Annotated in this window: 19 protein-coding genes and 2 pseudogenes; 5 read left to right on the top strand and 16 right to left on the bottom strand. The window is 27.6% G+C overall.

Features of this window, described 5'->3' with window-relative positions:
* The first annotated feature begins 448 nt into the window (after positions 1 to 448).
* The 5 genes from mutS to ANHYDRO_RS03145 are packed head-to-tail and all read left to right on the top strand — an operon-like array spanning position 449 to position 7089.
* The gene (gene mutS / locus ANHYDRO_RS03160; RefSeq protein ID WP_004813364.1) at positions 449 to 3058 is read left to right on the top strand and encodes a DNA mismatch repair protein MutS; all 2610 of its coding nucleotides are present in this window, start codon (positions 449 to 451) and stop codon (positions 3056 to 3058) included.
* Positions 3055 to 4860, top strand: coding sequence for a DNA mismatch repair endonuclease MutL (gene mutL, locus ANHYDRO_RS03155; RefSeq protein ID WP_004813362.1), 1806 nt, complete (start codon positions 3055 to 3057; stop codon positions 4858 to 4860). The genes mutS and mutL overlap by 4 nt, the downstream gene beginning before the upstream one ends.
* Positions 4850 to 5413 carry a tRNA (adenosine(37)-N6)-dimethylallyltransferase MiaA gene (gene miaA / locus ANHYDRO_RS11125; RefSeq protein WP_262359385.1) on the top strand — a complete coding sequence of 188 codons (564 nt, stop codon included), beginning with the start codon at positions 4850 to 4852 and terminating at the stop codon, positions 5411 to 5413. Before mutL ends, miaA begins: the two co-directional genes overlap by 11 nt.
* Entirely contained in the window at positions 5394 to 5804 is a 411-nt protein-coding gene (locus tag ANHYDRO_RS11120; protein WP_004813357.1) for a tRNA dimethylallyltransferase, read from the top strand. Before miaA ends, ANHYDRO_RS11120 begins: the two co-directional genes overlap by 20 nt.
* The gene (locus ANHYDRO_RS03145) at positions 5794 to 7089 is read left to right on the top strand and encodes a methionine gamma-lyase family protein (RefSeq protein WP_004813356.1); all 1296 of its coding nucleotides are present in this window, start codon (positions 5794 to 5796) and stop codon (positions 7087 to 7089) included. The genes ANHYDRO_RS11120 and ANHYDRO_RS03145 overlap by 11 nt, the downstream gene beginning before the upstream one ends.
* Positions 7090 to 7111: 22 nt before the next feature.
* Here the strand turns inward: ANHYDRO_RS03145 and ANHYDRO_RS03140 are convergent, their stop codons facing one another.
* From ANHYDRO_RS03140 to rpoZ, 16 genes and pseudogenes are all read right to left on the bottom strand, one after another.
* Positions 7112 to 8104, bottom strand: a complete 993-nt coding sequence (locus tag ANHYDRO_RS03140; protein WP_004813354.1) for a tyrosine recombinase XerC — start codon at positions 8102 to 8104, stop codon at positions 7112 to 7114.
* 390 nt (positions 8105 to 8494) lie between these two features.
* Positions 8495 to 8923 carry a peptidoglycan amidohydrolase family protein gene (locus ANHYDRO_RS03135; RefSeq protein ID WP_004813352.1) on the bottom strand — a complete coding sequence of 143 codons (429 nt, stop codon included), beginning with the start codon at positions 8921 to 8923 and terminating at the stop codon, positions 8495 to 8497.
* A gap of 392 nt (positions 8924 to 9315) precedes the next feature.
* Positions 9316 to 10749 (bottom strand): glycoside hydrolase family 73 protein, encoded by a 1434-nt coding sequence (locus ANHYDRO_RS03130; protein ID WP_004813350.1) that lies wholly within the window; start codon positions 10747 to 10749, stop codon positions 9316 to 9318.
* A gap of 61 nt (positions 10750 to 10810) precedes the next feature.
* The gene (locus ANHYDRO_RS03125; protein WP_004813348.1) at positions 10811 to 11917 is read right to left on the bottom strand and encodes a hypothetical protein; all 1107 of its coding nucleotides are present in this window, start codon (positions 11915 to 11917) and stop codon (positions 10811 to 10813) included.
* A 156-nt stretch (positions 11918 to 12073) separates the two neighbouring features.
* Positions 12074 to 13612, bottom strand: a complete 1539-nt coding sequence (gene rny, locus ANHYDRO_RS03120; protein ID WP_004813346.1) for a ribonuclease Y — start codon at positions 13610 to 13612, stop codon at positions 12074 to 12076.
* Between the two features lie 84 nt (positions 13613 to 13696).
* Positions 13697 to 15436, bottom strand: a complete 1740-nt coding sequence (locus ANHYDRO_RS03115) for an ABC transporter ATP-binding protein (RefSeq protein WP_004813345.1) — start codon at positions 15434 to 15436, stop codon at positions 13697 to 13699.
* Positions 15423 to 17162 carry an ABC transporter ATP-binding protein gene (locus ANHYDRO_RS03110; protein ID WP_004813344.1) on the bottom strand — a complete coding sequence of 580 codons (1740 nt, stop codon included), beginning with the start codon at positions 17160 to 17162 and terminating at the stop codon, positions 15423 to 15425. The genes ANHYDRO_RS03115 and ANHYDRO_RS03110 overlap by 14 nt, the downstream gene beginning before the upstream one ends.
* A 74-nt stretch (positions 17163 to 17236) precedes the next feature.
* Positions 17237 to 17764, bottom strand: a complete 528-nt coding sequence (gene epsC, locus ANHYDRO_RS03105) for a serine O-acetyltransferase EpsC (protein WP_004813343.1) — start codon at positions 17762 to 17764, stop codon at positions 17237 to 17239.
* A gap of 1 nt (position 17765) precedes the next feature.
* Complete coding sequence (gene cysK, locus ANHYDRO_RS03100; RefSeq protein ID WP_004813342.1) at positions 17766 to 18677, bottom strand: cysteine synthase A; 912 nt, start codon at positions 18675 to 18677, stop codon at positions 17766 to 17768.
* 145 nt (positions 18678 to 18822) lie between these two features.
* Positions 18823 to 19494 (bottom strand): translation elongation factor Ts, encoded by a 672-nt coding sequence (tsf, locus tag ANHYDRO_RS03095; protein ID WP_176603249.1) that lies wholly within the window; start codon positions 19492 to 19494, stop codon positions 18823 to 18825.
* 10 nt (positions 19495 to 19504) lie between these two features.
* On the bottom strand, positions 19505 to 20278 hold the full coding sequence (gene rpsB / locus ANHYDRO_RS03090; RefSeq protein ID WP_004813336.1) for a 30S ribosomal protein S2: 774 nt from the start codon (positions 20276 to 20278) through the stop codon (positions 19505 to 19507).
* Between the two features lie 137 nt (positions 20279 to 20415).
* On the bottom strand, positions 20416 to 21519 hold the full coding sequence (gene ftsY, locus ANHYDRO_RS03085) for a signal recognition particle-docking protein FtsY (protein WP_004813335.1): 1104 nt from the start codon (positions 21517 to 21519) through the stop codon (positions 20416 to 20418).
* A gap of 42 nt (positions 21520 to 21561) precedes the next feature.
* Positions 21562 to 23103: pseudogene (gene priA / locus ANHYDRO_RS11325) on the bottom strand (replication restart helicase PriA).
* A gap of 80 nt (positions 23104 to 23183) precedes the next feature.
* A complete protein-coding gene (locus ANHYDRO_RS11320) occupies positions 23184 to 23909 on the bottom strand; it encodes a primosomal protein N' family DNA-binding protein (RefSeq protein ID WP_004813324.1) in 726 nt (241 codons plus the stop codon).
* A gap of 9 nt (positions 23910 to 23918) precedes the next feature.
* Positions 23919 to 25090 (bottom strand): annotated as a pseudogene (gene coaBC, locus ANHYDRO_RS03075) (bifunctional phosphopantothenoylcysteine decarboxylase/phosphopantothenate--cysteine ligase CoaBC).
* On the bottom strand, positions 25083 to 25271 hold the full coding sequence (gene rpoZ, locus ANHYDRO_RS03070; RefSeq protein ID WP_004813320.1) for a DNA-directed RNA polymerase subunit omega: 189 nt from the start codon (positions 25269 to 25271) through the stop codon (positions 25083 to 25085). Before rpoZ ends, coaBC begins: the two are co-directional and overlap by 8 nt.
* Between the last annotated feature and the right edge of the window lie 2 nt (positions 25272 to 25273).

The following is a 25273-nucleotide window of genomic DNA, read 5'->3' as shown; positions in this document are numbered from 1 at the left end:
TCATGGTTTTTCATGGGTTATTTTTTTAACTTTATATCTTTCTATAATATTTTTAAATTCGTAGATACAAGTTTATTATAATATTATGATTTCATAAAGTTAGTGAAAATATTTAATTAAAGAAAATTTTAATAATATTAAAATTTATAAGCTCCTTAAACAAATTACTTGATGAATAATAATTTAATCAAGACTTAATACCAGCCAGTAGACTAGATATTATAGAAATAAGAAGATATATCCTTTTACAAATGTTTTTTTAAAAAAATATATATAAGGGATTGACAATCAAGTATTATGTATACAATAATTTTGTAGTAAGAACTTAGATAAAAGCAAAATAACTTTTGCATATTTTTTTGAATTTAAATTTTAAGCAAGAGTTCTAAATTACTATATTTATGGTACAATATAAGATGTTAAGTGTAGATTTTAAGGATGTGATTATATGGACCAAGAGTTTAAATATGAAAAATTAACGCCTATGTTAAGGCATTATGTAGATGTAAAAAATGATTTTAAGGATTCTTTGCTTCTTTATAGGGTCGGGGATTTTTATGAGGCTTTTTTTACTGATGCTATAACTATCAGCAAGACCTTACAGCTTGCTTTAACAGGAAAAGAATGTGGTCATGATAAAAGAGCTCCTATGTGTGGAGTTCCTCATCATGTAATTGATACTTACATTAATAAATTAGTCAAGAATGGATATAAAGTTGCTCTTTGTGATCAAGTTGAAGATCCTAAAAAAGCAAAGGGTTTGGTTAAAAGAGCTATTACTAGGGTTATTAGTCCAGGTACTGTTGTAGATTTAGAATCTTTGGATAAGAAAGATAATAATTTTCTATTGTCAATTTTTGAGAGTAAGTTTGGTATAGGGGCATGTTTTGCTGACATATCTACTGGAAAATTGATGACTTTTGAAATAAAAAGTGATAAAGATTCTAGTGCAAATAAATTAATAAATGAGATTGAAAAAATATCTCCATCCGAAATTATTATAAATTCTAATTTTACAAATAAAAAAGTCTTGGATTATTTAGACCTAAATAAGGAAACATTAATAAATAAGATTGATGAAACAGATAACTATAAGTCTTTAAGTAAAAATGTATTTAATCATTTAGGTGGGAGAAATTTTGAAAAAGTTAAAAACTTAAGAATATCCTTAATAGCTATTTCAAATTTACTTGATTATATTTATAGATATCATAAAAATAATCTAGCTCATTTAAATGAGATTGAAATTCTTGAAATTTCTTCTTATATGCAACTTGATGCTAATACAAGAAGAAATTTAGAACTTCATACTAATATAGATAAAAAAGGTAAGGAAAATTCTTTATTCAAATTAATTGATAAGGCTGATACAGTTATGGGTTCAAGACTTTTAAATGAATGGCTTGAAAGACCTTTAATTGATAAAGAAAAAATAGAAAAAAGATTAGATTTAGTTGAATATTTTTATTTGAATACTGATATATCTCATAAGATTACTTTTTATCTTGATGATATATATGATCTGGAAAGAATTATTGGAAAAATTTCTTATCAAAGAGCTAATGCTAGAGATTTCATTTCCTTAAAAACTTCATTAAGAAATATCCCAGAATTTAAGAAATATCTTTCTAAATTAGATAATAAAGATATAGTAAGTTTTTCTAAAAACATACCTGATGTCTCAAATATTTATGAAATTTTAGATAAGTCTATAATTAATGATCCACCTATTGTAATTACTGAAGGTGGAATTATAAAAGAAGGATTTAATGATGACCTAGATAAGTTAAAAGAGTCATCAATATCTGCTGAAAAAGACTTAATAAATTATGAAAAAGATGAGAAAGAAAAAACAGGAATTAGTAAGTTAAAAATAAATTATAATAAAAATAATGGATATTCAATTGAAGTAACAAAGGCAAATACACACCTTGTTCCAGATTATTATATAAGAAAACAAACCTTAAAAAACCAGGAAAGATATACTACAGAAAAGCTTGAAGAACTATCAAATTTAATTCTTGGCTCCAGTGATAAGATTAATGAATTAGAATATAAAATCTTTGGAGAAATTCGTGAATTTATTTTAGATAATACCAAAAAACTTCAATACTTGTCTAAACTAATTTCGATAATAGACTCATTAAACTCCCTTGCAAAACTTGCTATAGAAAATAATTATAAGAAACCTATAATTACCAATGATAATACTATAAAAATTAAAGATGGAAGACATCCTGTAATTGAAAAGAATTTAAAGGAAAATGAATTTATAGCAAATGATACAGATATTGGTGAGGATAATAATTTAATTCAAATTATTACAGGACCAAATATGGCTGGAAAGTCAACTTATATGAGACAGATGGCAATTATTATTATTCTAGCTCAAATGGGATCTTTTGTCCCTTGTCAAAGTGCAAGTATTTCGGTTTGTGATAAGGTATTTACAAGAATTGGAGCGAGCGATAATATTTCAAAAGGTGAATCAACATTTATGCTCGAAATGAATGAAGTTAGTAATATTTTAAAAAATTCTACAGAAAATTCCTTTATAATATTAGATGAAGTTGGTAGGGGAACAAGCTCTGATGATGGTTTATCTATTGCTATGAGTCTTGTTGATTATTTAAGTAAGAAAAAAAGAGCAAAAACTGTCTTTGCTACACATTTTCATGAGCTTACCATACTTGAAAATAAGCTTGATAATGTAGTTAATCTAAAGATAGATATTTTGGAAGAAGATAATAACTTGGTATTTTTAAGAAAAATATCCAAAGGTAAAACTGATAGGTCTTATGGTATTGAGGTTGCAAAACTATCAGGTTTACCAGATGAACTTATTGAAAACGCTAAAATTTTTATGGATAAACTAGATGAAGATGACAGGGTATTTAAAAATAGCACAAATATTGTAAATAATACTATTGACGATATATATAAGATAAAGGTGGATAAGTTAAAAGAAAATATTGATTCTATAAATATTAATGAGCTTACACCTCTTGAAGCTATAAATGTTTTAAGCAAGCTTATTGAAAATATTAAGGAGATATGATGAAAATCATAGAATTAGATGAAAAAACTATCGAACAAATTGCAGCAGGAGAAGTCATAGAATCTCCTGTTTCTATTATTAAAGAGTTAGTTGAAAACTCAATTGATGCAGATGCAAAAAATATAATAGTTGAAATAAAAAATGGCGGGAAATCATATATTAGAGTTACAGATGATGGTGTCGGAATTGAAGAAGATGATTTTATACGTGCTTTTAAAAGACATGCTACTTCAAAAATTAAAGATTTTTCAGACCTTTATAGGATATTTTCTTTAGGTTTTAGGGGAGAAGCCCTTTCATCAATTATTTCTTGTGCTGATGTTAAGGCTGTTTCTAAAACATCAAATCAAGAAATAGGTAAAAAATTAGAATTTAAAAATGGAAAAATTGGATCCAAAAGTTCTATTGCAACAAATAATGGAACAAGTATAGAAGTATTTAATTTATTTTCAAATCTTCCAGTTAGAAGAAAGTTTTTGGGTTCTGATATAAATGAATCGAATAAAATTTCAAAAATTATCCAAGCTCTAGCCTTAGGTTATGAGAATGTTTCTTTGAAATTTATTAAAGATAATAGATTAGTTTTTCAAACATTGGAAAATGATAGCTTAAAAGATAAAATTATAAATCTTATCGATGAAAATCTAAAGGATAATATTTTAAAAATAAAGGCTAAAAATTCTTTATATAACATTAGTGGTTATATTTCAAATACAAATTATTATAGGGGAAATAGGTCTTTTCAATATATTTTTGTCAATAATAGGTTGATTGAAAATAATAATATAAGTAAGGCTGTTGAAAGTAAATATAAATCATCAATTCCAAACCAAAGATATCCTGCTTTTTTCTTATTTATTAAAACAGATACAAATAATATTGATGTAAATATTCACCCCAATAAAAAAGAAATTAAATTTACCTATGAAGATAATCTAATAGAACTTTTAGAAGATAATGTATCAAAAGTATTATATGAGAATTCTGATTTTAAAAAAGTAAAAGTGCCAGAGGATCAAAAGGAAGAATTAAACTTTTACGATGACTATGCTGAGGTATTAAACTTATATAATAAGGTAAATGAAGAAAAAAATTCTTACGAGAAAGAGAATATTGATGATAAAAGTATTAGTGATACCCATGATGATTTTTTTGAAGTAGAAGAGCTAAATTTCATAGAAAAAGAAGAAAAAAAGAAAGTCTCCAAAGAATTAGAAGATAAGAGAAACAAAAATTTCATTGATACTAAAAATTTGTTATATAAGACTAGTATCTTTAATCGTTATTCTTTATTTATTAATTTAGATAAAATCCTCTTATTAGACCATAGAAGAGCAGATCAAAGGATAAAATTTGACGAATTTATTGAAAATTTTAAAAAAAATCAGATGAATTCACAGCAATTATTAGAAGCTAAAATTATAAAAGTTAGTCTCGAAGAATATAATAAGTATATAGAAAAAAAAGATGTTTTTAAAAAACTAGGATTTGAAATAGATACTTTTTCCTTTGATAAATTAATAATAAGATCAGTACCTATTGTCTTTGATAATCCTGAAAATCTTGAGTTTTTCTATAATCTATTAGATATTGATGATTCAAAAGAAGATTTATTTAAAGAAAAACTTTCTTCTTTAATAAATAAGAATACCTTTAGAAAAGGTGATAAAATTGATGAATCAGAGGCATATGCTACTATAGATAAATTAAATAAATCTGAAAATCCATATAAAACATACGATGGTAAGCCTACTATAATTGCAATAGAGGAAAATGAATTGGAGAAATATTTTGACAGATAGAGTTTTGATTATAACAGGTCCTACAGCAAGTGGTAAAAGTGATATAGCAATAAATTTAGCAAAAGAATTTGATGGTGAAATTATTTCTGCCGATAGCCAACAAATATATAAGGAAATGGATATTGGTACAAATAAAATTAAATCAATTGAGATGGGTGGTATCAAACATTATGGCCTGGATTTAAAATACCCTGACCAAGACTATTCAGTAAGTGAATTTAAAGATTTAGCAAGGGATTTGATCAAGAATATAAATTCAAGGGATAAACTCCCTATAATTGCTGGTGGAACTGGATTTTATATAGATTCTATAATTTTTGATATGAATTATGGAACATATAAAAAAGATGAGAATTTGAGAAAAAAATTAGAAAATGAAGCAAAAACTTATGGGAATGGTTATATTTATGAAAAATTATTAAAAATTGATCCAGTAGCAGCAGAGAAATACCATCCAAACGAAGTTCAAAGAATAGTAAGAGCTATAGAAACTTATGAACTAAGTGGAAAAAAGCCTAGCCAAATAAGAAAAGGTGAAAAAAAAGCTGAATAAAGAAATCAATCCCTTATTATTTTTTATAAACTATGATGACAGAGCGATTCTTTATGAAAAAATCAACAAAAGAGTTGACTTAATGTTTGATCAAGGATTAGAAAAGGAATTTAGAGATGTAGTTAAAAAATATTCTTTGAGTAAAAATTCTAAATCTCTTCAAGCAATAGGTTACAAAGAATTTTTCCCTTATATTGAAGGAGAATACTCAAAAGAAATTTTATTAGATGAAATCAAAAAAAATACTAGGCGTTATGCAAAAAGGCAAATAACATGGATGAAAAAATACTTAGCTTATGATTTCTCTTATCCTATTTATAGGGATAAGTTTTCAGATGAAGAAAATTTGTCGTATATTAAAAAATTAACAAAGGAGACTTATGATTTATAATAAATTTTATAATATAGATGAAAATATTGAAAAATATGTAGAAAAAATTGATATAAGTTTAGAAAAAAGATTTAAAAAACTTGATAAAGTTAGTGAATACAACCAAATTAAGGTTTTAAAAGCTTTTAATGAAAATAATCTATCAAGTATACATTTTAATTCTGCAACTGGTTATGGATATGCAGATATAGGTAGAGAGGTTGTAGAATCAATTTTTTCATCAATTTTTAAGTCAGAGGATTCTTTAGTTAGGCCGAATATAGTTTCTGGAACTCATGCCATTTCCTTAGTTTTATTTTCTCTTTTGAATTATGGTGATAAAATACTATCAATTAATGGAGATCCTTATGATACTTTACAGCAAGTTATAGGTATCGAAGGAAATAAAAAAGGTAATTTAATATCTAAGGGTATTAAATATGACAAAATAGACTTAAAAAATGATCAAGAGATCCAATACGACAAAATTAAAGAAAAACTAAAAAGTGATACAAAGCTAGTTATGATCCAAAGATCTACTGGATATACAAATAGGAGAGCTTTTAGTATAGAAGAAATTCAAAAAGCTATTAAAGCTATTCGTGAGGTAAATAAAGATGTAATTATATTTGTAGATAACTGCTATGGAGAATTTACTGAGACTAAAGAACCTATAGAAATTGGTGCAGATATTATTGCTGGATCATTAATAAAAAATCTCGGTGGGGGAATTGCTCTTACTGGTGGTTATATTTCTGGAAAAAAACATTTGGTAGAATACTGCTCTAATACATTGACAGCACCAGGAATAGGTAAAGATGAGGGGCTAAGTTTTGGAACTACAAGAGGTGTTTTACAAGGTCTATACTATTCAAGCAAAACAACAATAGAATCTATTAAGGTAGCCTTATTATTTGCTCAAGCTTTTGATAATTTAGGTTTTGAAATAATTCCAACAATGGATGACCCAAGAAGTGATATAGTTCAAGCTATAAAATTAAAATCTAGTGAGAGGCTGGAATTATTTGCTAAGGCAATACAAGAATCCTGTAGTGTTGATTGTAATCTAACACCAATTGCTGATGATATGCCTGGATATGAAGATAAGGTAATAATGTCATCAGGCGGCTTTGTGGAAGGAGCTACTTCAGAATTATCTTGTGATGGACCTCTTAGAAAGCCGTATACAGTCTATCTTCAAGGTGGATTGAATAAATTTCATGGGAAGTTAGCCCTAATGAAAGTTCTTGAAAAATATATGGATAATAAGATTTTAGACCAAAAGTCTTTAAAAATAAATTCTTAAATATAAGCTCCAAAATTGGGGCTTATATTTTTAAGTTTGATAAAGGATTTTTATTTACAGCTCTTTTTAAATCTTCATTATCCAAGTGAGTGTAAATTTGTGTAGTTGATACACTTTCATGACCTAAAACATCTTTCAAAGCTCTTATATCAACATTTCCATATTTATACATAAGAGTTGCTGCTGTATGTCTTAATTTGTGAGTAGAATAGACTCTTGTATCAAATCCTGCCTTTTTCAAATATTTATCAACGGTAGATTGAACAGCCCTATTAGATATCCTTTTTTTTCTTGTTGAAATAAATAGGGCATTAATTTTAATATCTTTTAAATAATTTTTTCTAATCATAATGTAATTATCGATTAAATCTATGCAATTTTTGGTTAGATATATGGTTCTTTCTTTATTTCCTTTACCAATTATTGTAAAATGATCATCTTTAATATCATTTAAATCAACACTAACAAGCTCTGATAAACGCATGCCAGTTGTAAGAAAGGTAAAAACAATTGCCATATCTCTATTTCTTAAAAACTCATTTTTTTCCTCATTTATTGTTTCTAGTAAGAGTTCAGTTTCGCTCAAAGTGAGATAAACTGGTTGTCTTTTTTGAATTTTTGGATTTCTCAATTTTTCTGTTATATTATTATCAATCATTTCAATCTCTTGGTGCAAATACTTATAAAATGACCTTAAAGCAGAAATTTTTCTAGATCTTGTAGAAGCATTATCATTTAATTCGTTATCTAAATATGATATGTAAGAATACATATCTTGAATATTAATATCACTTATAAAAGATTTATTAAATATTTTATTGATGTTGATATTTTCATCTTCAATATCCTTATTTAAATTTTGCTTATCATTATAATATACTTTTCTTAAAATCTGATAATAAATAAAGTTGATAAGATCGTATCGATACTCGCTGATAGTTTTTTCCGATAAGGCTCTGATTGATTTTAAATAAGATAAGTAATCATCTAAAATTAATGGTGTTGAAATATTCATAAAATCTCCTAACTAACTTAACTACGATTAATTTTAACATAAAAAGAAAAAATATCAATTATTGCACAAAATTATTATTTTGTGCAATAATTCTTCCGTTAATATATCACTCCCCAAGACTATATTCTTATCCTAGCTTTAATTTTATAAAATAAGTAACATTAAGTCTTTTTGTAAATTTAAATAAGAAAACTGATAAAATTTGTAAAACTCTACTCCATTATTAATCGAATCTCAAAAATCAATAATTTTATAAGGCTCTAATTTGCGATTTAAGCGATTTTATATTTTCACTAATGCAATTGTATTAATCAAAATTATTTAATTTTTTATATTAATTTATAATAAAAAAATCGCATGCTATATTTCACGCATACGATTTATAAAGTCTTATCTTGCTCCAACTAACCTATAATATCTAACAGGATATTTAGTATCTCCCATTCTACCTTTTCTTTGAGTTATTGAAACTCCATAATCTGCATAGTTACAGTGAATGATTCTATTTCTATCTAGGATGAATCCTGTATGGCCGCCTGCACCAAGTGATTTTCCAGGTACTCCAGCTACAAATATATCACCATATCTAATTTCATTTTCAGATATTTGTTTTAAAATTTGTCCTCTTCTACCTAATTCAAATAATGTTTCAGTATTTCCATTAGGAGTATTTTTAGAAATAAAACCACCATGTTTCATAGCTCTATAAACAGCAGAAGAACAGTCAGCATAGCCTATTTGATTTCTCTTTTGCCAATCCATACTATATTTATAGTGGAAGTTCATAGCTTGTTTCATCCATCCAATAGCTACATCCAAATCTCTTACTGGAGTATAATTACTAGATACTAAGTATCCTTTACCAGTATTATCGAAAGAATATAGTTGTTTGTTTACATAAACTTTGTAGCCTTTTGAAATTCCATTATAGGTAAGGTGGTAATAATGGTTACCAATTTTGTGAATACCATATAATACACTACCGTTTGAATTTGTTCTAAAATCTTTACCGGCAACATTTACCCATGCATTTCTAGCTAATTGAACTGTATTATTACTAAATTTATTATAAGCTTTACCATTACTTAAATATGAAGTTAAAATTTTAACTTCAGGTTTTCTCGTTAAATCTAAAGATTTAACTATTTTACCATTTGAATCAGTTGAATATTCATAATTTCCTATAACTGTTCTAGTATTAGATCTTTTATTTATTGCTCCGCTACTGTCAGAGGCATAAATATAATTATTTTCCTTAAAAATTTTGTTTTTTCTAATTTTCCTAGTACAGAATCAAATGAATAACATTTATTTTCAATTACAAATATTCCTTTATTAAGCTTACCTTGGCTATCGGTATGATAGTCATCACTATTAGCTCTTATCCATCTATTTATAATAGGTGACATAATTCCATTTGATTTAATAATATAAGCGCCAATATTTGTGATGATTTTTGTATTTGTTTTTAATTTTCCACCATTTGTAAAATAATATTTATTGGATCCAATTTTATATATTCCATCACCAATAAAGTTTCCATTTGGATCGGTATAATATCTGTCATTACCTTTGTTTACCCAGGAATTTTTAGGATATGATTTTTTTGCTAGTCTAGAATAAGTGGAAGCAGAGGTTTGGCTTTGCTTATATTTAGGTAAAACATTTTTATCTATAACATTTAGTACAGAGCTAACATAATTATGTGCTGTAGCATATCCTGCATTTTTTATTCTTTGTACTTGTTCTTTATAGTCTTTTGCACTACTTACTCCGTATCTTGAATAATAAGGACCACTTAATAATTGTAAGTATTGTCTAATACTTTCTTCATAGGTGTTAAATCTTCTAAACTCGGCCTTAACTTTTACATATTTACCATTTATATATTCATAAGTATCGTAAAGATCACCTTTTCCTTGACCTTTTTCATTATTAGGTACTTTTACTCCAAAAATATTCTTACTTTGTTTAGAAAGTTTTGATTGTCCCCAGCCTGACTCAAGTATAGCTTGTCCCATCATTACTTCTGGGTAAATGTTATATTGTTTTGCTAATTCAGCATGGCTTTGTAGCATTGTCAAAAATTCATCTTTTGTATTATAAGTATTTATATAATTGTTTGCTGAGCGATAAGATCTAGATTGATAACTAGAGACACTTCTAAAACTTGCAGGATTTACTTCAGGAGAAAGATCAAGTTCATTCTCATCGTTATTTTCTTTTTGATTAGAATTATCGTCTTCAACTTTATCAATATTTGTTGATTCAACCTCATTGGAGATATTATTACTATTTATTTCTGAGGTTTTATTATCTAGATTAGAATCCTTTTTATAACTATCATCTTCTTCAGTTTTATTAATAGAATTTTCACTAAGATTAGAATTAACACTTTCTTGAGTATTTTCGTTATTCAAATCCTCATTTGTTTTAGAATTACTTTCTTCAGCTTCTTCTAATTTTTGATCCTTACTATTATTACCCTTATTAACTTGTTCTTTATTTTCTGAATACTTTTCATATACTTCATAAACCTTATCTTGGTATTCTGAATCATCAGCCAAAGAAATACTACTAGTGGCAATAGTAGTTGTTAAGGCTATGAAAGATGAAAGTATAAATTTAGATTTTTTTATTGTCATATATATCCTTTCAAAATAAAAATATTAGCTAATAAATTAAATTATTAGCTAAATGATTTTATTATTTTCTTTTTTTACCTGCAAATAAAGCTAAACTTGAAGAACCTAATGTAAGAAGTACAGATGATAATGAACCTACTCCTGTTTGAACGTTATCTGTGTTTGATTTGATAACTGTTTTTTGAGATAGCTTATTAGATTTTTCATTAGAAACTACTTTTTTATCATCATTTTTTACTACATTTGTTTCTTTTACTATTTTTTTCTTTAATACATTTATTTGTATATCATTTAAAGCAGATTTAACTTCAGCTAGGTCTTTATCTTTTAAATCACCTTTAAGTAAAAATGCTTCTAAGTTTGTTATTTTTGCCTTTGCAGCCTTTACAGATTCATCACTCCAAGTTCCATCATTAACTAAAGCTTTGATATTATTTATTTCACCAGCTATTTCACTTTTTAATTTTTTAGAATTTTGATCGTCACCTTGTCCTGGAACAGTTTGAACTTCTGTTTTATTTTGAATGCTTTTAGAAGTATTGTTTGTTTGTGAGTTAGTATTTTTATTCTCATCTTTAGTTTTAGGATTATTTTCTGGTTTTTTATTTTCGTTTTGTTTATCTTCTTCCTTATCAGATTGTGAAGGTTTAATCACAGTATTACCTTGATTATTATCTTCAGATTTAGAATTATCTTCTGTTTTCTCAGCCTCTTTTTGTTTTTCTTCTTTTTGATCCGTTTTAGAAGCTTGAGACTCAGAGTTTTCAGCTTGGTTTTCTTTATTATTACCTTTATTTATATTATTTTGTTTTTCTTCATCTTTATTATTAGAATCCTCATGAGGATCTATAGGTTCTACGTTAGTTGTTTCTTCTGCTTGTTTTTCAGCTATATTTTTATTAGAAGTATTTAACTCAGAATTACTTTTATTTGTTTCTTGAGTATTTTCTATACCTTTATTATTTGCACCTAAATTTTCTAATGCCTTAGTAATTGAATTATGTTCTTCTGATTTTGTTTCTGATGGATCGACAATAGCATTTTTTACTTCATTTATATTTTTTTCGGAATCAGCATTTGAATTACCAATATAGCATCCACTCGCTAAAAGTAAAACCAAGGCCCCGCTTGTAATTTTTGTAATGTTCTTGTTTTTATTTTGTTTCATATTTTCACTCCTCAGTATCGTTATTATTGCTTATATATGTTAATTATATAAATTAAATCTGATAATGTCAAGGCTTTGATTAGTATTTTCATTTATAATAAACAGAAATAAATTTGACACTTTTTTGTAACAAAAAAGAGAGGTCAACCCCCTCTTCTATTTTGCATATTCAATTGCTTTTGACTCTCTTATTACATTAACTTTTATTTGACCAGGATATTCTAATTCATTTTCAATTTTTTGTGCAATTTCTCTAGCAATTACAACCATTTGATCATCTGATATCTTTTCAGGTTTTATCATCACCCTTAATTCCCTTCCTGCTTGTACAGCAAAAGTTTTTTCGATTCCATCAAATGAATTAGCTATCTCTTCTAGGTTTTCCAACCTTTTAATGTAATTTTCTAAGCTTTCTCTTCTTGCCCCAGGTCTTGCTGCTGATATAGCATCTGATGCTTGTACTAAAATTGCAGCTATGCAATTTGCTTCCACATCTCCGTGATGAGATTGTATACAGTTTATTACGTTTTTATTCTCACCATATTTTTTTGCAGCCTCAACTCCAATTGATATATGAGTACCTTCAACCTCATGGTCAATGGCTTTTCCTATATCATGGAGTAATCCACCTCTTTTAGCATCTTTTTCATCAAGACCTAATTCTTGAGCAAGCATTCCTGCAATTTTTGCAACTTCTATAGAATGTTTTAAAACATTTTGTCCATAAGAAGTTCTAAATTTAAGTTTTCCTACAAGTCTTACAAGTTGAGGATGAAGGTTGTGTATTCCTAACTCCTCAATAGCGCTTTGTCCATCTTCAATTATTCTTTGTTCAACTTCATCTTCTGCCTTCATTAACATTTCTTCGATTCTTGAAGGATTAATTCTTCCATCAAGTATCAATCTTTCCAATGCAACTTTAGCAATTTCTCTTCTGATTGGTTCGAATGCAGATATTACTACAGCCTCTGGTGTATCATCAATGATTAAATCTGTTCCTGATAACTGTTCAAAGGCTCTTATATTTCTACCTTCTCTTCCAATAATACGACCTTTCATTTCATCACTTGGTAATGATACTACAGTAACAGTACTTTCTGCTACCTCATCGGCCGCGTATCTTTGAATTGTTGTTGCTATGATTTCTGAAGCTAATTTTTTGCTTTCATTTTTTGTTTTTTCTTCAAATTCTTTGATAATCTTAGCTTGTTCATGAACAACATCATTCTTTAAGCTTTGAAGTAAAATATCTTTGGCCTCATTTGTTGTAAGACCTGCAATATCTTGTAACTTCAATTCTTGTTCTTCGATAAGTTTCTCAATTCTGTCTTCTTTTTGTTTTAACTTTTTTTGGTCACTAGAGATTTCGTCAGATTTCTTATCTAATAATAAGGATCTTTTATCTAGACTTTCTTCTTTCTTTAAAAGATGACCTTCCTTAGTAGCAAGTTCATTATTTTTTTTATTTATTTCTTGCTCACTTTCTAGTTTTCGTTTAGAAATTTCATCTTTTGCACTTATGAGTGCATCTTTTTTTAGGGATTCAGCATCCCTATTCGCTTCATCAATAATTCTTGCAGATAAGTCTTCTGCAGAAGAGATTTTTGATTCACCTATTTTCTTTCTACAAAGATAGCCTATAAAAAAAGCTAATATTATGAAGGCGACAGATAGAATAATTTGATTTAAATTCATAGTATCACCTCCTATTTTTTGGATTTACATCCTGTAATTAATTATATCATAAATCTATAATTATACGAAAAAGTTTTTCTAAATTTATTTCTCCTTAATTTGCTTTAGATACATTTTTTTATAAAGACCATTTTTATCCATCAATTCTTGATGATTTCCGCTTTCTAAAATTTCTCCATGGGACAATACCAATATTTTATCAACATTTTTAATAGTAGAAAGTCTATGAGCTACAATAAATGTTGTCCTATCTTTTTTTAGTTCATTAATTCCTCTTTGGATTATATTTTCTGTTTCTGTATCTATATTAGAAGTAGCTTCATCTAATATTAAAATCTTTGGATTTCTAATATAAGCTCTTGCAAAAGATATAAGTTGTTTTTCACCTTGACTTAAATTTGATCCATTTTCTAATATTTGACTATCAATCCCTCTTTGTAAAAGTTTTTCTCCTCCCACTTTTTTCAATGAATCTATAACTTCTTTATCAGTAAAATTCTCACCCATACTTATATTTTCTTTGATTGTATCTTTAAATAAGAAAGCATCTTGCAAAACTACTGCCATATCTTTCCTCAAGTCGTTTCTGTCTATTTTATTAATATCTATATCACCAATGCTTATTTTTCCTTTTCTAGGAGAATAGAAATTTAATAAAAGATTTATTAAGGTTGATTTACCAGAACCTGTTTGCCCAACAAAGGCTATAGACGATCCACTTTTTACATTAAAAGATAATCCCTTTATTACATCATCATTTGCATACGAGAAATATATATCTTCAAATTTAATATCTTGACTTAAATCTACTTCTCTCTTTTCTAATTTTTCTAAAGAATCCATATCCATAAGTTCGAATATATGGTTAGCTGATGATAGAGCATCTTCAACATCACCAAATCTCATTATTATTGTGTTAATATTGTTAAATATTTTTGTAGTATAATCTATAGCCATATACAAAGATCCGATTGTTACAAAATATATGTTTGTAATTGATCCTACGCCAAAATATATCAAGACAATAATTATGGCTAAAAATTGAATGATATCCATAGCCCTATAGCCCGAGTAGGACCTTAACTTGGATAGATTTAAATTTATATTATAAATTTTCTTATTTATCCTATCAAACTTTTTAAATATAAAACTTTCCCTATTAAAAACTTGGATTATTTCCATGTTTTGTATATATTCATTAATTTTAGCATTTATATCTGCTGTATAGATTTTTATATCTTTAGTGTAAGTATAAGTCTTATTCAAATAGGTTTTAAATATTATAAAAACTATTGGCATAAGGATTAAAAGCATTATAGCTGCAATAAAATCCGTAATTAACAAGGTAATATATAGACCAACTATTAATATTATTGCGTTTACTATATCAGAAAAAAGTAGTTGAAACATAGTCTTTAATTTATTGGTATCATTAGTAATTCTAGATGCAATTTTTCCAGAGGGAAGATTGTCAAAGTATGAAATTGGAAATGTAGATACTTTATCGTAAACATCCTTTTGTACTTTTGAAGCAATATTATTTGCAGAAATTTGAAAGTATACCCTGGATCTATTTAAAAGAATACCTGAACATACAAATACAATAAAATATAAAAATAATAATAAGGTAATAATTTTAAAATCTTTGTTAGTCATCTTATTTTTTAAAACTTTATTAATAAGATAGGCTATAATCATAGGTCCGATTATTTCTAAAATTGTACGCAAAAAAGAAAATATAAAACCTATAAATAAATATTTTTTTTCATTTAAAGCATAATTTCTTAATCTAGTATAACTTTCTTTTTTCTTATAACTGTTCATTATTATCACCTAAAATCTGATCTTCATATTGTTTCTTATACCATTTTCCATTTTTCATAAGTTCATCATGATTCCCCATTTCTGAAATTTCACCTTCATCAAGAACAATTATATTATCGCAGTTTTGAACTTGGCTAATTCTGTGAGCTATGATAATTGTAGTTTTATCTTTTCTATATTTAGTTAAATTATTTAATATATTTTTTTCAGTGTTAGCATCAACTGCACTCATAGCATCATCTAAAATAAGAATTTCTGGATTGTCTAGAACAGCTCTCGCAATAGATAATCGTTGTTTTTGACCACCAGAAAGGGAAACACCTTTTTCCCCAGTTACTGTTTCTAATCCAAGTTCAAACCCATCAATATCTTTTTTAAAGTCAGCTATTTCTATAGCTCTTAAAAGTTCTTGTTCACTTGCATTTTCGTTAGAAAATAAAATATTATTCCTTAAAGTATCTGAAAAAATCATATGCTGTTGTGGCACATATCCAATTTTTTCTTTAAAAGATTTAAAGGAAATATCAGATGAAACATCATCATTAAAATAAATACTGGACTTATCAACCTTATATATATCTAATAATTGCTTTATTAGAGTGGTTTTACCTGAAGAAGTTTTCCCCAAAACACCAAGCGAAGTTGGAGCTTTTATTTTTAAAGAAATTTCATTTAAAATATTATTTTTTGAACTTGGGTATTTAAAGCTATGCTTATCAAATTCTATACTTACTGGAGAATCTAAACTTTTTTTATTACTTGAATTTATAATATCTTCTTTATATTCTAATGTTTCATTAATTCTATCCATGGATGCACTTGCCTGTTGTTTTAAATTTATAAAATCGCCCAAGGCATACATTGGCCAAACTAGCATATTTAGGTAATAAGTGAAGGAAACTATTTGGCCTATACTAATTTGTCCTAAATTCATAAGGAATGCTCCGAATCCTATTGCAATAATAAAAGTTAATGAAGTAATAATTCTTTCAACAGGTGCAAGCAAAGCCTGATATTTGGCTAAAATTATGTTATTTTCAGCTAGCTTGTCTGCATTTTCATAAAATAATTTTCTTCTATTTTCTACAATATTAAAAACCCTAATTATTCTAATTCCTTCTGCATCTTCTAAAACAGTATCATTTAATTTGTCAAAAGCTTGGTTTACTTTCTTTGATTTATCATATATCTTATCACCTATTTTAAAATAAATTAAAGCAATAAAAGGTAAGGGCAAAATTGATAATAGGGTGAGTCTTAAATCAATGGTAAAAATCATAACCAAAATTATACTTAAAGGAAGAACTGTAGCATCAATCAAAGATAACGTACCATATCCTGCCATTATTGATATTTGTGTTATATCATTGGTAGACTTTCCCATTAAAGATCCAGTAGAATTATTTTCAAAAAATTCTTGTGATTGACCAAGAAATTTTTTCATCAACTTATTTCTAGTAAGATATTCTATACTACCGCTAGCCTTAAATACATTATAAGACCAGCCCATGGCTAGAAAATATTTTAAAATGATAATTATAATCGTAAATATTATTATTTTTGTAAAATAATATATATCAATTGAGCCTTGATAAATCAAATCAATCAATTTTCCGATTATATATGGTAAAAATAGAGAAACTACATCGCTAAGCAATAGAAATATAATCCCAATTATATAATTTTTTTTATAATAGTCTATAAACCATTTAAATTTTTTATACATATTAACCCCTTAAAATAAAAGGGCTGTTAATTAAACTTATTTTTAAAATTCGTCTAAAACAGTCCCTTTATAATTTAATTATGTTTATGTTTAATAATTTTTGCTGGCGCACCTACAGCTGTGCAATCATCTGGAACATCAGCAAGTACAACAGAATTAGCGCCTATCTTACAATCATTACCAATTGTAATATTTCCCAACAAAATAGCTCCAGCACCGATTAAAACATTATTACCTACTGTTGGGTGCCTTTTTACCCTTTCATTTTTAACTCCACCCAAAGTAACTCCATGATACATTAAAACATCATCGCCTACTTCAGCAGTCTCTCCTATTACAACACCCATTCCATGATCTATGTAACATCTTCTACCAATTTTTGCACCAGGATGAATTTCTATACCGGTTTCTTTCCTAGCGTTTAAACTAATTTCGTTAGCTTTTGAAAATTCACCTTCTAAATATAATTTATGGGCCTTGTAATGGGCTAACAAAGCCTTAATACCTGGAGAAAATTTAATTGCTTCTTCAGCCTTAGTTAAGGCAGGGTCTTTTAAAAGAGCCGCCTCAACTAATTCTTTTTTATATTCTTCATATGTCATATTAATCTAAGTCATACAATTGTGTAGACAAATATCTCTCACCTGTATCTGGTAAGACTGTCACAACTGCTTTTCCTTCTCCTAATTTATCTGCTATTTCTATAGCACCAAATACATTTGCGCCTGATGAAATTCCAACAGCTAAAGCTTCATTTTTAGCAAGTTCTCTGGACATTTTAATAGCATCATCACTTTTTACATCAACTATTCCTTCCACTACATCAAAATCTAAATTTTTAGGAATGAAGTTTCCACCAATTCCTTGAATTTTATGACCTGAAGCTTTACCTCCAGATAAAAGTGGACTTTCTGCAGGTTCGATAGCATAAATTTTAACATTTTCATTATTTTCTTTTAATCTTTTACCAACACCTGTTACAGTTCCACCTGTTCCAACTCCAGCAATAAATGCATCAGGAGAAATTTCATTCAAAATCTCTACACCTGTTGTTTCGTAGTGAGCTTTGATATTTGCTGGGTTTGAAAATTGATCAGGCATAAAGTATCCATCTTTTTTTGATAATTCTACCGCCTTATCTACAGCACCTTGCAAGGCATTTTCTGTAGTTCTTATTACTTCAGCACCATATGCTTCTGCAAGTTTAGATCTTTCTATACTCATAGAACTTGGCATAGTTAAAATGCATTTATATCCTTTTGCTGCAGCAAGTGCTGCCAAAGCTACACCTGTATTTCCGCTTGTTGGTTCAACAATTGTATCGCCTTTTTTTAATTTTCCGGATTTTTCAGCTTCTTCAATCATGTAAAGTGCAATTCTATCTTTTATAGAACCTGCAAGATTGTTTTTTTCAACTTTTACATAGATATCAGCTCTACCTTCTTTTTTTAAGGAATTTAATTTTAATAAGGGTGTGTTTCCAATTAACTCTTTTGAATTTGTATTTATTGTCATTTTAACTCCTTTAAAATGCTAATTTAAAATTTCATTTTTATCTTATTCATTATATTAGAAAAAATAAATCTTTCAATTAATTCATAGTAAAACGCTAAGAATTTCACATAAAAAAAGAAAGCCCCTGGGGCTTTCTTAAAAATTACTAAGCGTTCATTTGGCTTTGAACTTCTTTAGCGAAATCTTCTTCTTTTTTCTCTAATCCTTCACCAACTTCGAATCTAGCGAATCTTCTGATTTTGATATTTTCTCCTACACTATTTGCAGTATCTCTTAGATATTGTTCAATTGTAAGATCAGGATTTTTAATATATTGTTGATCTAATAAGCATACATCTTTGAAATATTTTTTAAGTCTACCTTCAACTTTTTTATGAGCTATCATTTCTTTTTTGTCTTCAGGCATATTATCATTAGCTTCGTTCATAGCTTGTTTTATTAATATTTCTCTTTGTTCTGCTACATCTTTTTCATCAGCATCTTCTTCAGAGATGTATAGTGGATTTAAAGCAGCTATATGCATAGCTATATTCCTAGCAAATTCTCTTACTGCATCTGTATTTGCTGAGAAATCTGTTTCAGTGTTGATTTCAACAATAACACCAATTTTATCATTATGAATGTATGAACCAATAACTCCTTCAGCTGCAATTCTATCAGCTTTTTTATCAAGAGTAGCTTGTCCTTTTTCCTTTAGTAATTTGACTGCTTGATCAATATCACCATCAGTTTCTGTCAAAGCTTTTTTACAATCCATCATTCCAGCGCCAGTTTTTTCTCTTAATTCTTTTACTAATTTTGCAGTTACTGCCATAATATCCTCCTAATTATTCTTCAATAGATTCTTCTTGTTCTTCTACTGAGTCTACAGATTCTTCTTCAACTTCTTCAAAGTCATCTTCATTTACAGCAAACTCACTACCTTGGTTACCTTCTATAACAGCATCAGCCATTACTGATGTAATAAGTTTTACAGCCCTAATAGCATCGTCATTTCCTGGAATAGCAATATCTACAACATCTGGATCACAGTTAGTATCTACAATTGAAATAACTGGGATTCCTAAAATTTTAGCTTCATGAACAGCAATTTGTTCATTAGATGGATCTACTACAAATAAAGCATCTGGTAGTTCTTCCATTTCTTTGATACCACCAAGATTTTTTTCTAGTTTATCCATTTCTTTGTTGTATTGAAGAACTTCCTTTTTAGGTAAAAGATCAAATGTTCCATCTTCTTCCATTGTTTCATATTTTTTAAGTTTATTTACAGAATTTCTTATTGTGTTGAAGTTTGTCAACATTCCACCTAACCATCTGTTAGATACATAATATTGACCACATCTTTTAGCTTCTTGTTCAATTGAATCTTGAGCTTGTTTTTTAGTTCCAACAAATAAAATGCTTCCGCCTTCACTTGCAATATCTTTTATTACTTCATAGGCTTTGTCAATTTGATTTGATGTTTTTGCTAAATCTATAATATAGATTCCATTTCTCTCTGTGAAGATGAACTTACTCATCTTAGGGTTCCATCTTCTTGTTTGGTGTCCAAAGTGTACACCAGCTTCTAATAATTTTTTCATTGATACTACTGACATTATTATCTACCTCCGTTTAATTTCTTCCATCTTTTTCTACTAAATTTTAAACTAATTAATATTAGCAACGTAAAAATCTATCCAAAGATGTGCATAGTACTAAAATAATATACCATAAATGATATTTAATTACAAGTTTATTCTATCATGGCTTTGACAAATGATTTTGAATCGAATTTTTCCAAATTATCTATGCCTTCACCAACTCCAATATACTTAACAGGCACTTCAAGTTCTACTTGTAGTGGGAAAATCACTCCACCTTTTGCAGTTCCATCTAATTTTGTCAAAATTAAGCCGGTTATTTCGCAAACATTTTTAAACTCTCTTAATTGACTTATTGCATTTTGTCCTGTAGTTGCATCTAAAACTAATAGATTTTCTCTATTTGCATTATTAGCATGAGTTGAAATTGTCCTATTAATTTTTTCTAACTCGTTCATTAGATTTTTTTTGTTATGAAGTCTTCCTGCTGTATCGCAAATCAAAACATCTGAACCATTGGCTTTTGCTGCTTGTATAGCATCAAAAATTACTGCGGATGGGTCAGATCCCTCTTTGTGAGCTATCATTTGTGTGTTTGATTCTTTAGCCCATGAATCTAATTGTTCAATCGCTGCAGCCCTAAATGTATCAGCAGCTGCTAAGGTTACTTTATGTCCTTCTTTTTTTAAATTATGTGCAAGTTTTCCTATAGTTGTAGTTTTTCCTACCCCATTTACTCCTATAACAAGTATAACTGATAACTTATCATTTGAAATTAAAAGCTCGTTATCAAGATTTTTTTCATCTAGTTTATCTTCCATTATTTCTTTTAATAGGGGAAAAATTTGATCAGCATTCTTTATGGATCTTTCTTTTATTTTATCTTTAAGCTCATCTACAATTTCTATAGTTGATTGCATTCCTATATCTGCTGATATAAGAATTTCTTCTAATTCATCATACAAATCATCATCTATTTTTACATTTGCTGTAAATAAATTCTTTAATTTTGATGAGAATTGTTCACGAGTTTTTGTAAGACCCTTAGATAGTTTTTCAAAAAAGCCTAATTCTTCTTCGTTCTCTTCACTTATTATTTCTTTTTCTTCATCTTCTTTATTTTGTGTATTGTTTATATCTTCACTTATATTTTCATCTTCATTTTCTTCTAATGGATTTTCTTTCTCAACTTCTTCTATTATTTCACTCTCTACTTGCTTTTCATTTTCATTCTTTTTTCTTTTAAAAAAAATCAAACATTTTTTCTCCTTAATTTATATCACTCGGATTTAAAGCTATTATAATACTTGTATCTTTGTTCTTATTAATAAAATATTTTCTAAGTCTTGTTAAAAAACTAGAAACATCTTCTAATTGTGAGTCTTTTAATTTTATAATAATATTATATCTGTATTTATTGTTTATACGAGATATTTTACATGGGTTTGGGCCTATAATTTTCAGCCTAAAATTTTTTTTATATTCTAAATCTAGATAATATTTTATTTTTTTTGAAATATCTATACATTTAATCCTAGATTTATCTAAAATTTTTATAGTAATTAAATTTACAAAAGGTGGGTATTCAAAGGCTTTTCTAGCCTGTATCTCATAATTATAAAATGACTGGTAATCATTTTTGCTTGCTGCATTTATTACAAAGTTATCAGGTTTATAAGTTTGAATAATAACTTGACCTTGTTTTTTGGACCTTCCTGCCCTACCAGAAACTTGTGTTATAAGCTCAAAACTTGTTTCATAGGCAGTATAATCATCAATATTTAAAGATAAATCTGCACTTATAATTCCAACTAAGGTGACATTTTCAAAATCAAGCCCTTTAGCAATCATTTGGGTTCCTATTAATATATCCACCTTTTTTTCTTTCATCAACTTATACATATTGTCATAAGATGATTTGTCTTTTGCAGTCATAGAATCCATTCTTATAATGTTTGCTTCAGGAAATAAATTTTTAACTTCTTCTTCTAGCTTTTCAGTACCTGCTCCAAATTCTTTAATTTTACTTGATCCACATACAGGACAAACTCTTGGCTGATTTTTAGTTCTTCCACAATAATGACAAACTAATTTCGAAACATTTTTGTGGAAGGTCATAGCTACGTCACAAGCTTCACATTTTACAACATAGCCACAATTTCTGCAAAATGTAAAAGAATTATGACCAATTTTATTTAAAAATAAGATTATTTGTTCTTTATTTTTAATTTTTCTAAAATTTTATCATATAATGAAGAGCTAATCATAGAATAGTTTGATTTCTTTAATTCCTCTCTCATATCAACTATTTCTACCTTAGGCATTTTCCCATTTACTCTATTTTTTAATTCAACTAAGTTATTTTGTCCATTTAAAGCTTTGGTCATAGTTTTTATTGATGGTGTTGCTGATGCAAAAATTAAAGTAGCTTTATTATATTTTTGTCTAAATAAAGCTAGCTCATCTGTATGAAATTTCGGATCTTGTGATGAGATATAACTTTTATCATGCTCCTCGTCAATAATAATAGCACCAAGATTTTTAAAGGGTGCAAAAATAGCGCTCCTTGCTCCTACAACAATTTTAACATCACCATTTTTTATCATTCTCCATTGTTGAAACTTCTCTTTTTGAGTAAGTCTTGAATGTAGTATGGCTATTTTTTGGTTAAACCTACCTTGAAACCTCTCAATAGTCTGTGGAGTTAGGGAAATTTCTGGAACTAAAATTATTGAATCTTTGCCATTTTTTAAATTTTCTTCTACAATTTGCAAAAACACTTCGGTTTTACCACTTCCTGTAACGCCCTTTAGCAAATAAGATTTATTAGGTTGATCCATTATTTTTTTTATAATCTTATTTTGTTCATCAGTTAATACAGGTTTTTTATAGTATTTAACCTTACCTATAATTTGTTTATCTATTTCAATTTTTTTATTTCTAATAAGTCTTTTTCTATTAAGGAATCCAAAGAATTTTTACTAGACTTAGTGTTTTTTAGTAGTTCTTTGTATTCAACATCCTTGTGATACTTCAAATAATCTAATATCTCTTTTTGTTTTTTGGCATTTGATGGTAATTTTTTATCATCATAATCTTTTTTTAAATTGAAAATATAGGTATAATTAATTTTTTGATTTGAATTTATATCAAAAGATGTTTTTATGAGTCCATTCTTCTTATATTGATTTAATAAATCTTCATCTATATTATATTTATTAAGAATTTTTTTCTTTGTAATTTTATTTTTGAAAACTTCATAAAATTCATCATCTTTTTTTAAATTTTTACTTGGATAATAATATTCTTTTATCTTGTCAATTTTTCCAGGCGGAAGTATCTGCCTAACACAAGACCTAAGTGGAGAAAGATAGCGCCTATTCATATAAAAAGCCAAATCTATAAGCTCTTCATCGACAAGAGCTTTTGAATCTACAATTTCTAAAATATCCTTAGTTTTAAATTCTGTTGTTAAATTTTCCACCAAATCATAAACAAAGGCAATAGTATTCTTATTGCCTTTGCCAAATGGGACTATAACCCTCATCCCTTTTTGTATTTTATTTTCAAATTTTTCTGGCACATGATAAGTGAAAGATTGATCTAAAAATCTACTTTTATTATCAAGTATTACAAAACAATACAAGTTATCACCTTATACCAAAAGATCTAAAATTTTATTTGCTAGTTCTTTTTTTGACATTAAGTCTAACTTATCTACCTTATCTTTTGACAAAATAGATGCTATATTGGTATCAACATCAAATCCTGCACCTTTTTTCTTCAAATCATTAGCTATAATATAATCTGCTTTTTTAGACTCTAGTTTTATTTTTGCATTCTTTATTAAATCATCAGTTTCTGCAGCAAAGCCTATCAAAATTTGTTTATTTTTTTTATTTCCAAAGTATTTTAAAATATCAATATTTTCTATTAATTCTAAATTTAAATTATTGCCATCTTTTTTTATTTTCTTATCACTAGCATTTCTTACCTTATAATCAGTTGGTGCTGCTGACATTATTAAGGCATGGCAATCATCAAATTCTTTTTCAATAGCATCTTTAAGCTCTTCATTTGTTCTAATATTTATCTTATCAATCCCATCCGTATCTATAGGATTTACAGGACCTGAAATTAATTTTACATCTGCCCCTCTTTTAAAAGCTTCGATTGCTATATTATATCCCATTTTTCCACTAGATTTGTTAGAGATAAATCTAACATAATCAATAGGCTCTACTGTTGGACCTGCTGAAACTACAATTTTTTTACCACTCAAATCTTTTTTGTAAAATAATAATCTAGATATTTAACAATATTAACAGGCTCTTCCATTCTTCCATCTCCTCTTGTATCACAAGCTAGAAGACCTGAATTAGGATTTATAATATGTATACCTCTTTCTTTAATTTTTTTAAGGTTTTCTTGAGTAGCCTTGTTGTTTAACATATTTGTATTCATAGTAGGTGCAACAATTATATCCTTATCGCAAGCCAAAAGAGATGCGCTTAGCATATTATCTGCTATTCCATAAGTCATTTTTGCAAGTGTATTTGCACTTAATGGAGCTACCAAAAATACATCTGCCCATTTTGGTAAATCAATATGATAAACTCTATCATGGTGGCCTTCAAACATATCAGAATAAACAATGCATTTACCCATAGTTTCAAATGACAAAGGACTTACAAATTCACAAGCCCCCTTAGTCATAATAATTTTTAGGTTTGCACCTTCTTTTTTTAAGCTTGAACAAAGTTCTAAGACTTTATAAGCGGCAATTCCCCCACTAACACCTAGGAGAATATTTTTACCCTTAATCATTTTTCTTTACTTTTCCTTCCATTATCTCATGTAAAGCTTGAGTAACAGGCTTATCTTCGTGATCTTTAGTTAAAAAATCTGAACCATTAACAATTCTTCTTGCTCTTTTTGCCGCCATCATGCAAATCTCATACCTACTTGAACTTATTTCTGCTAAATCTTTAAAAGATGGATTATTCATAA

It is taken from the genome of Anaerococcus hydrogenalis DSM 7454 (assembly GCF_000173355.1).
Classification (GTDB): domain Bacteria; phylum Bacillota; class Clostridia; order Tissierellales; family Peptoniphilaceae; genus Anaerococcus; species Anaerococcus hydrogenalis.
This window is presented reverse-complemented; position numbering and strand designations above follow the sequence as displayed.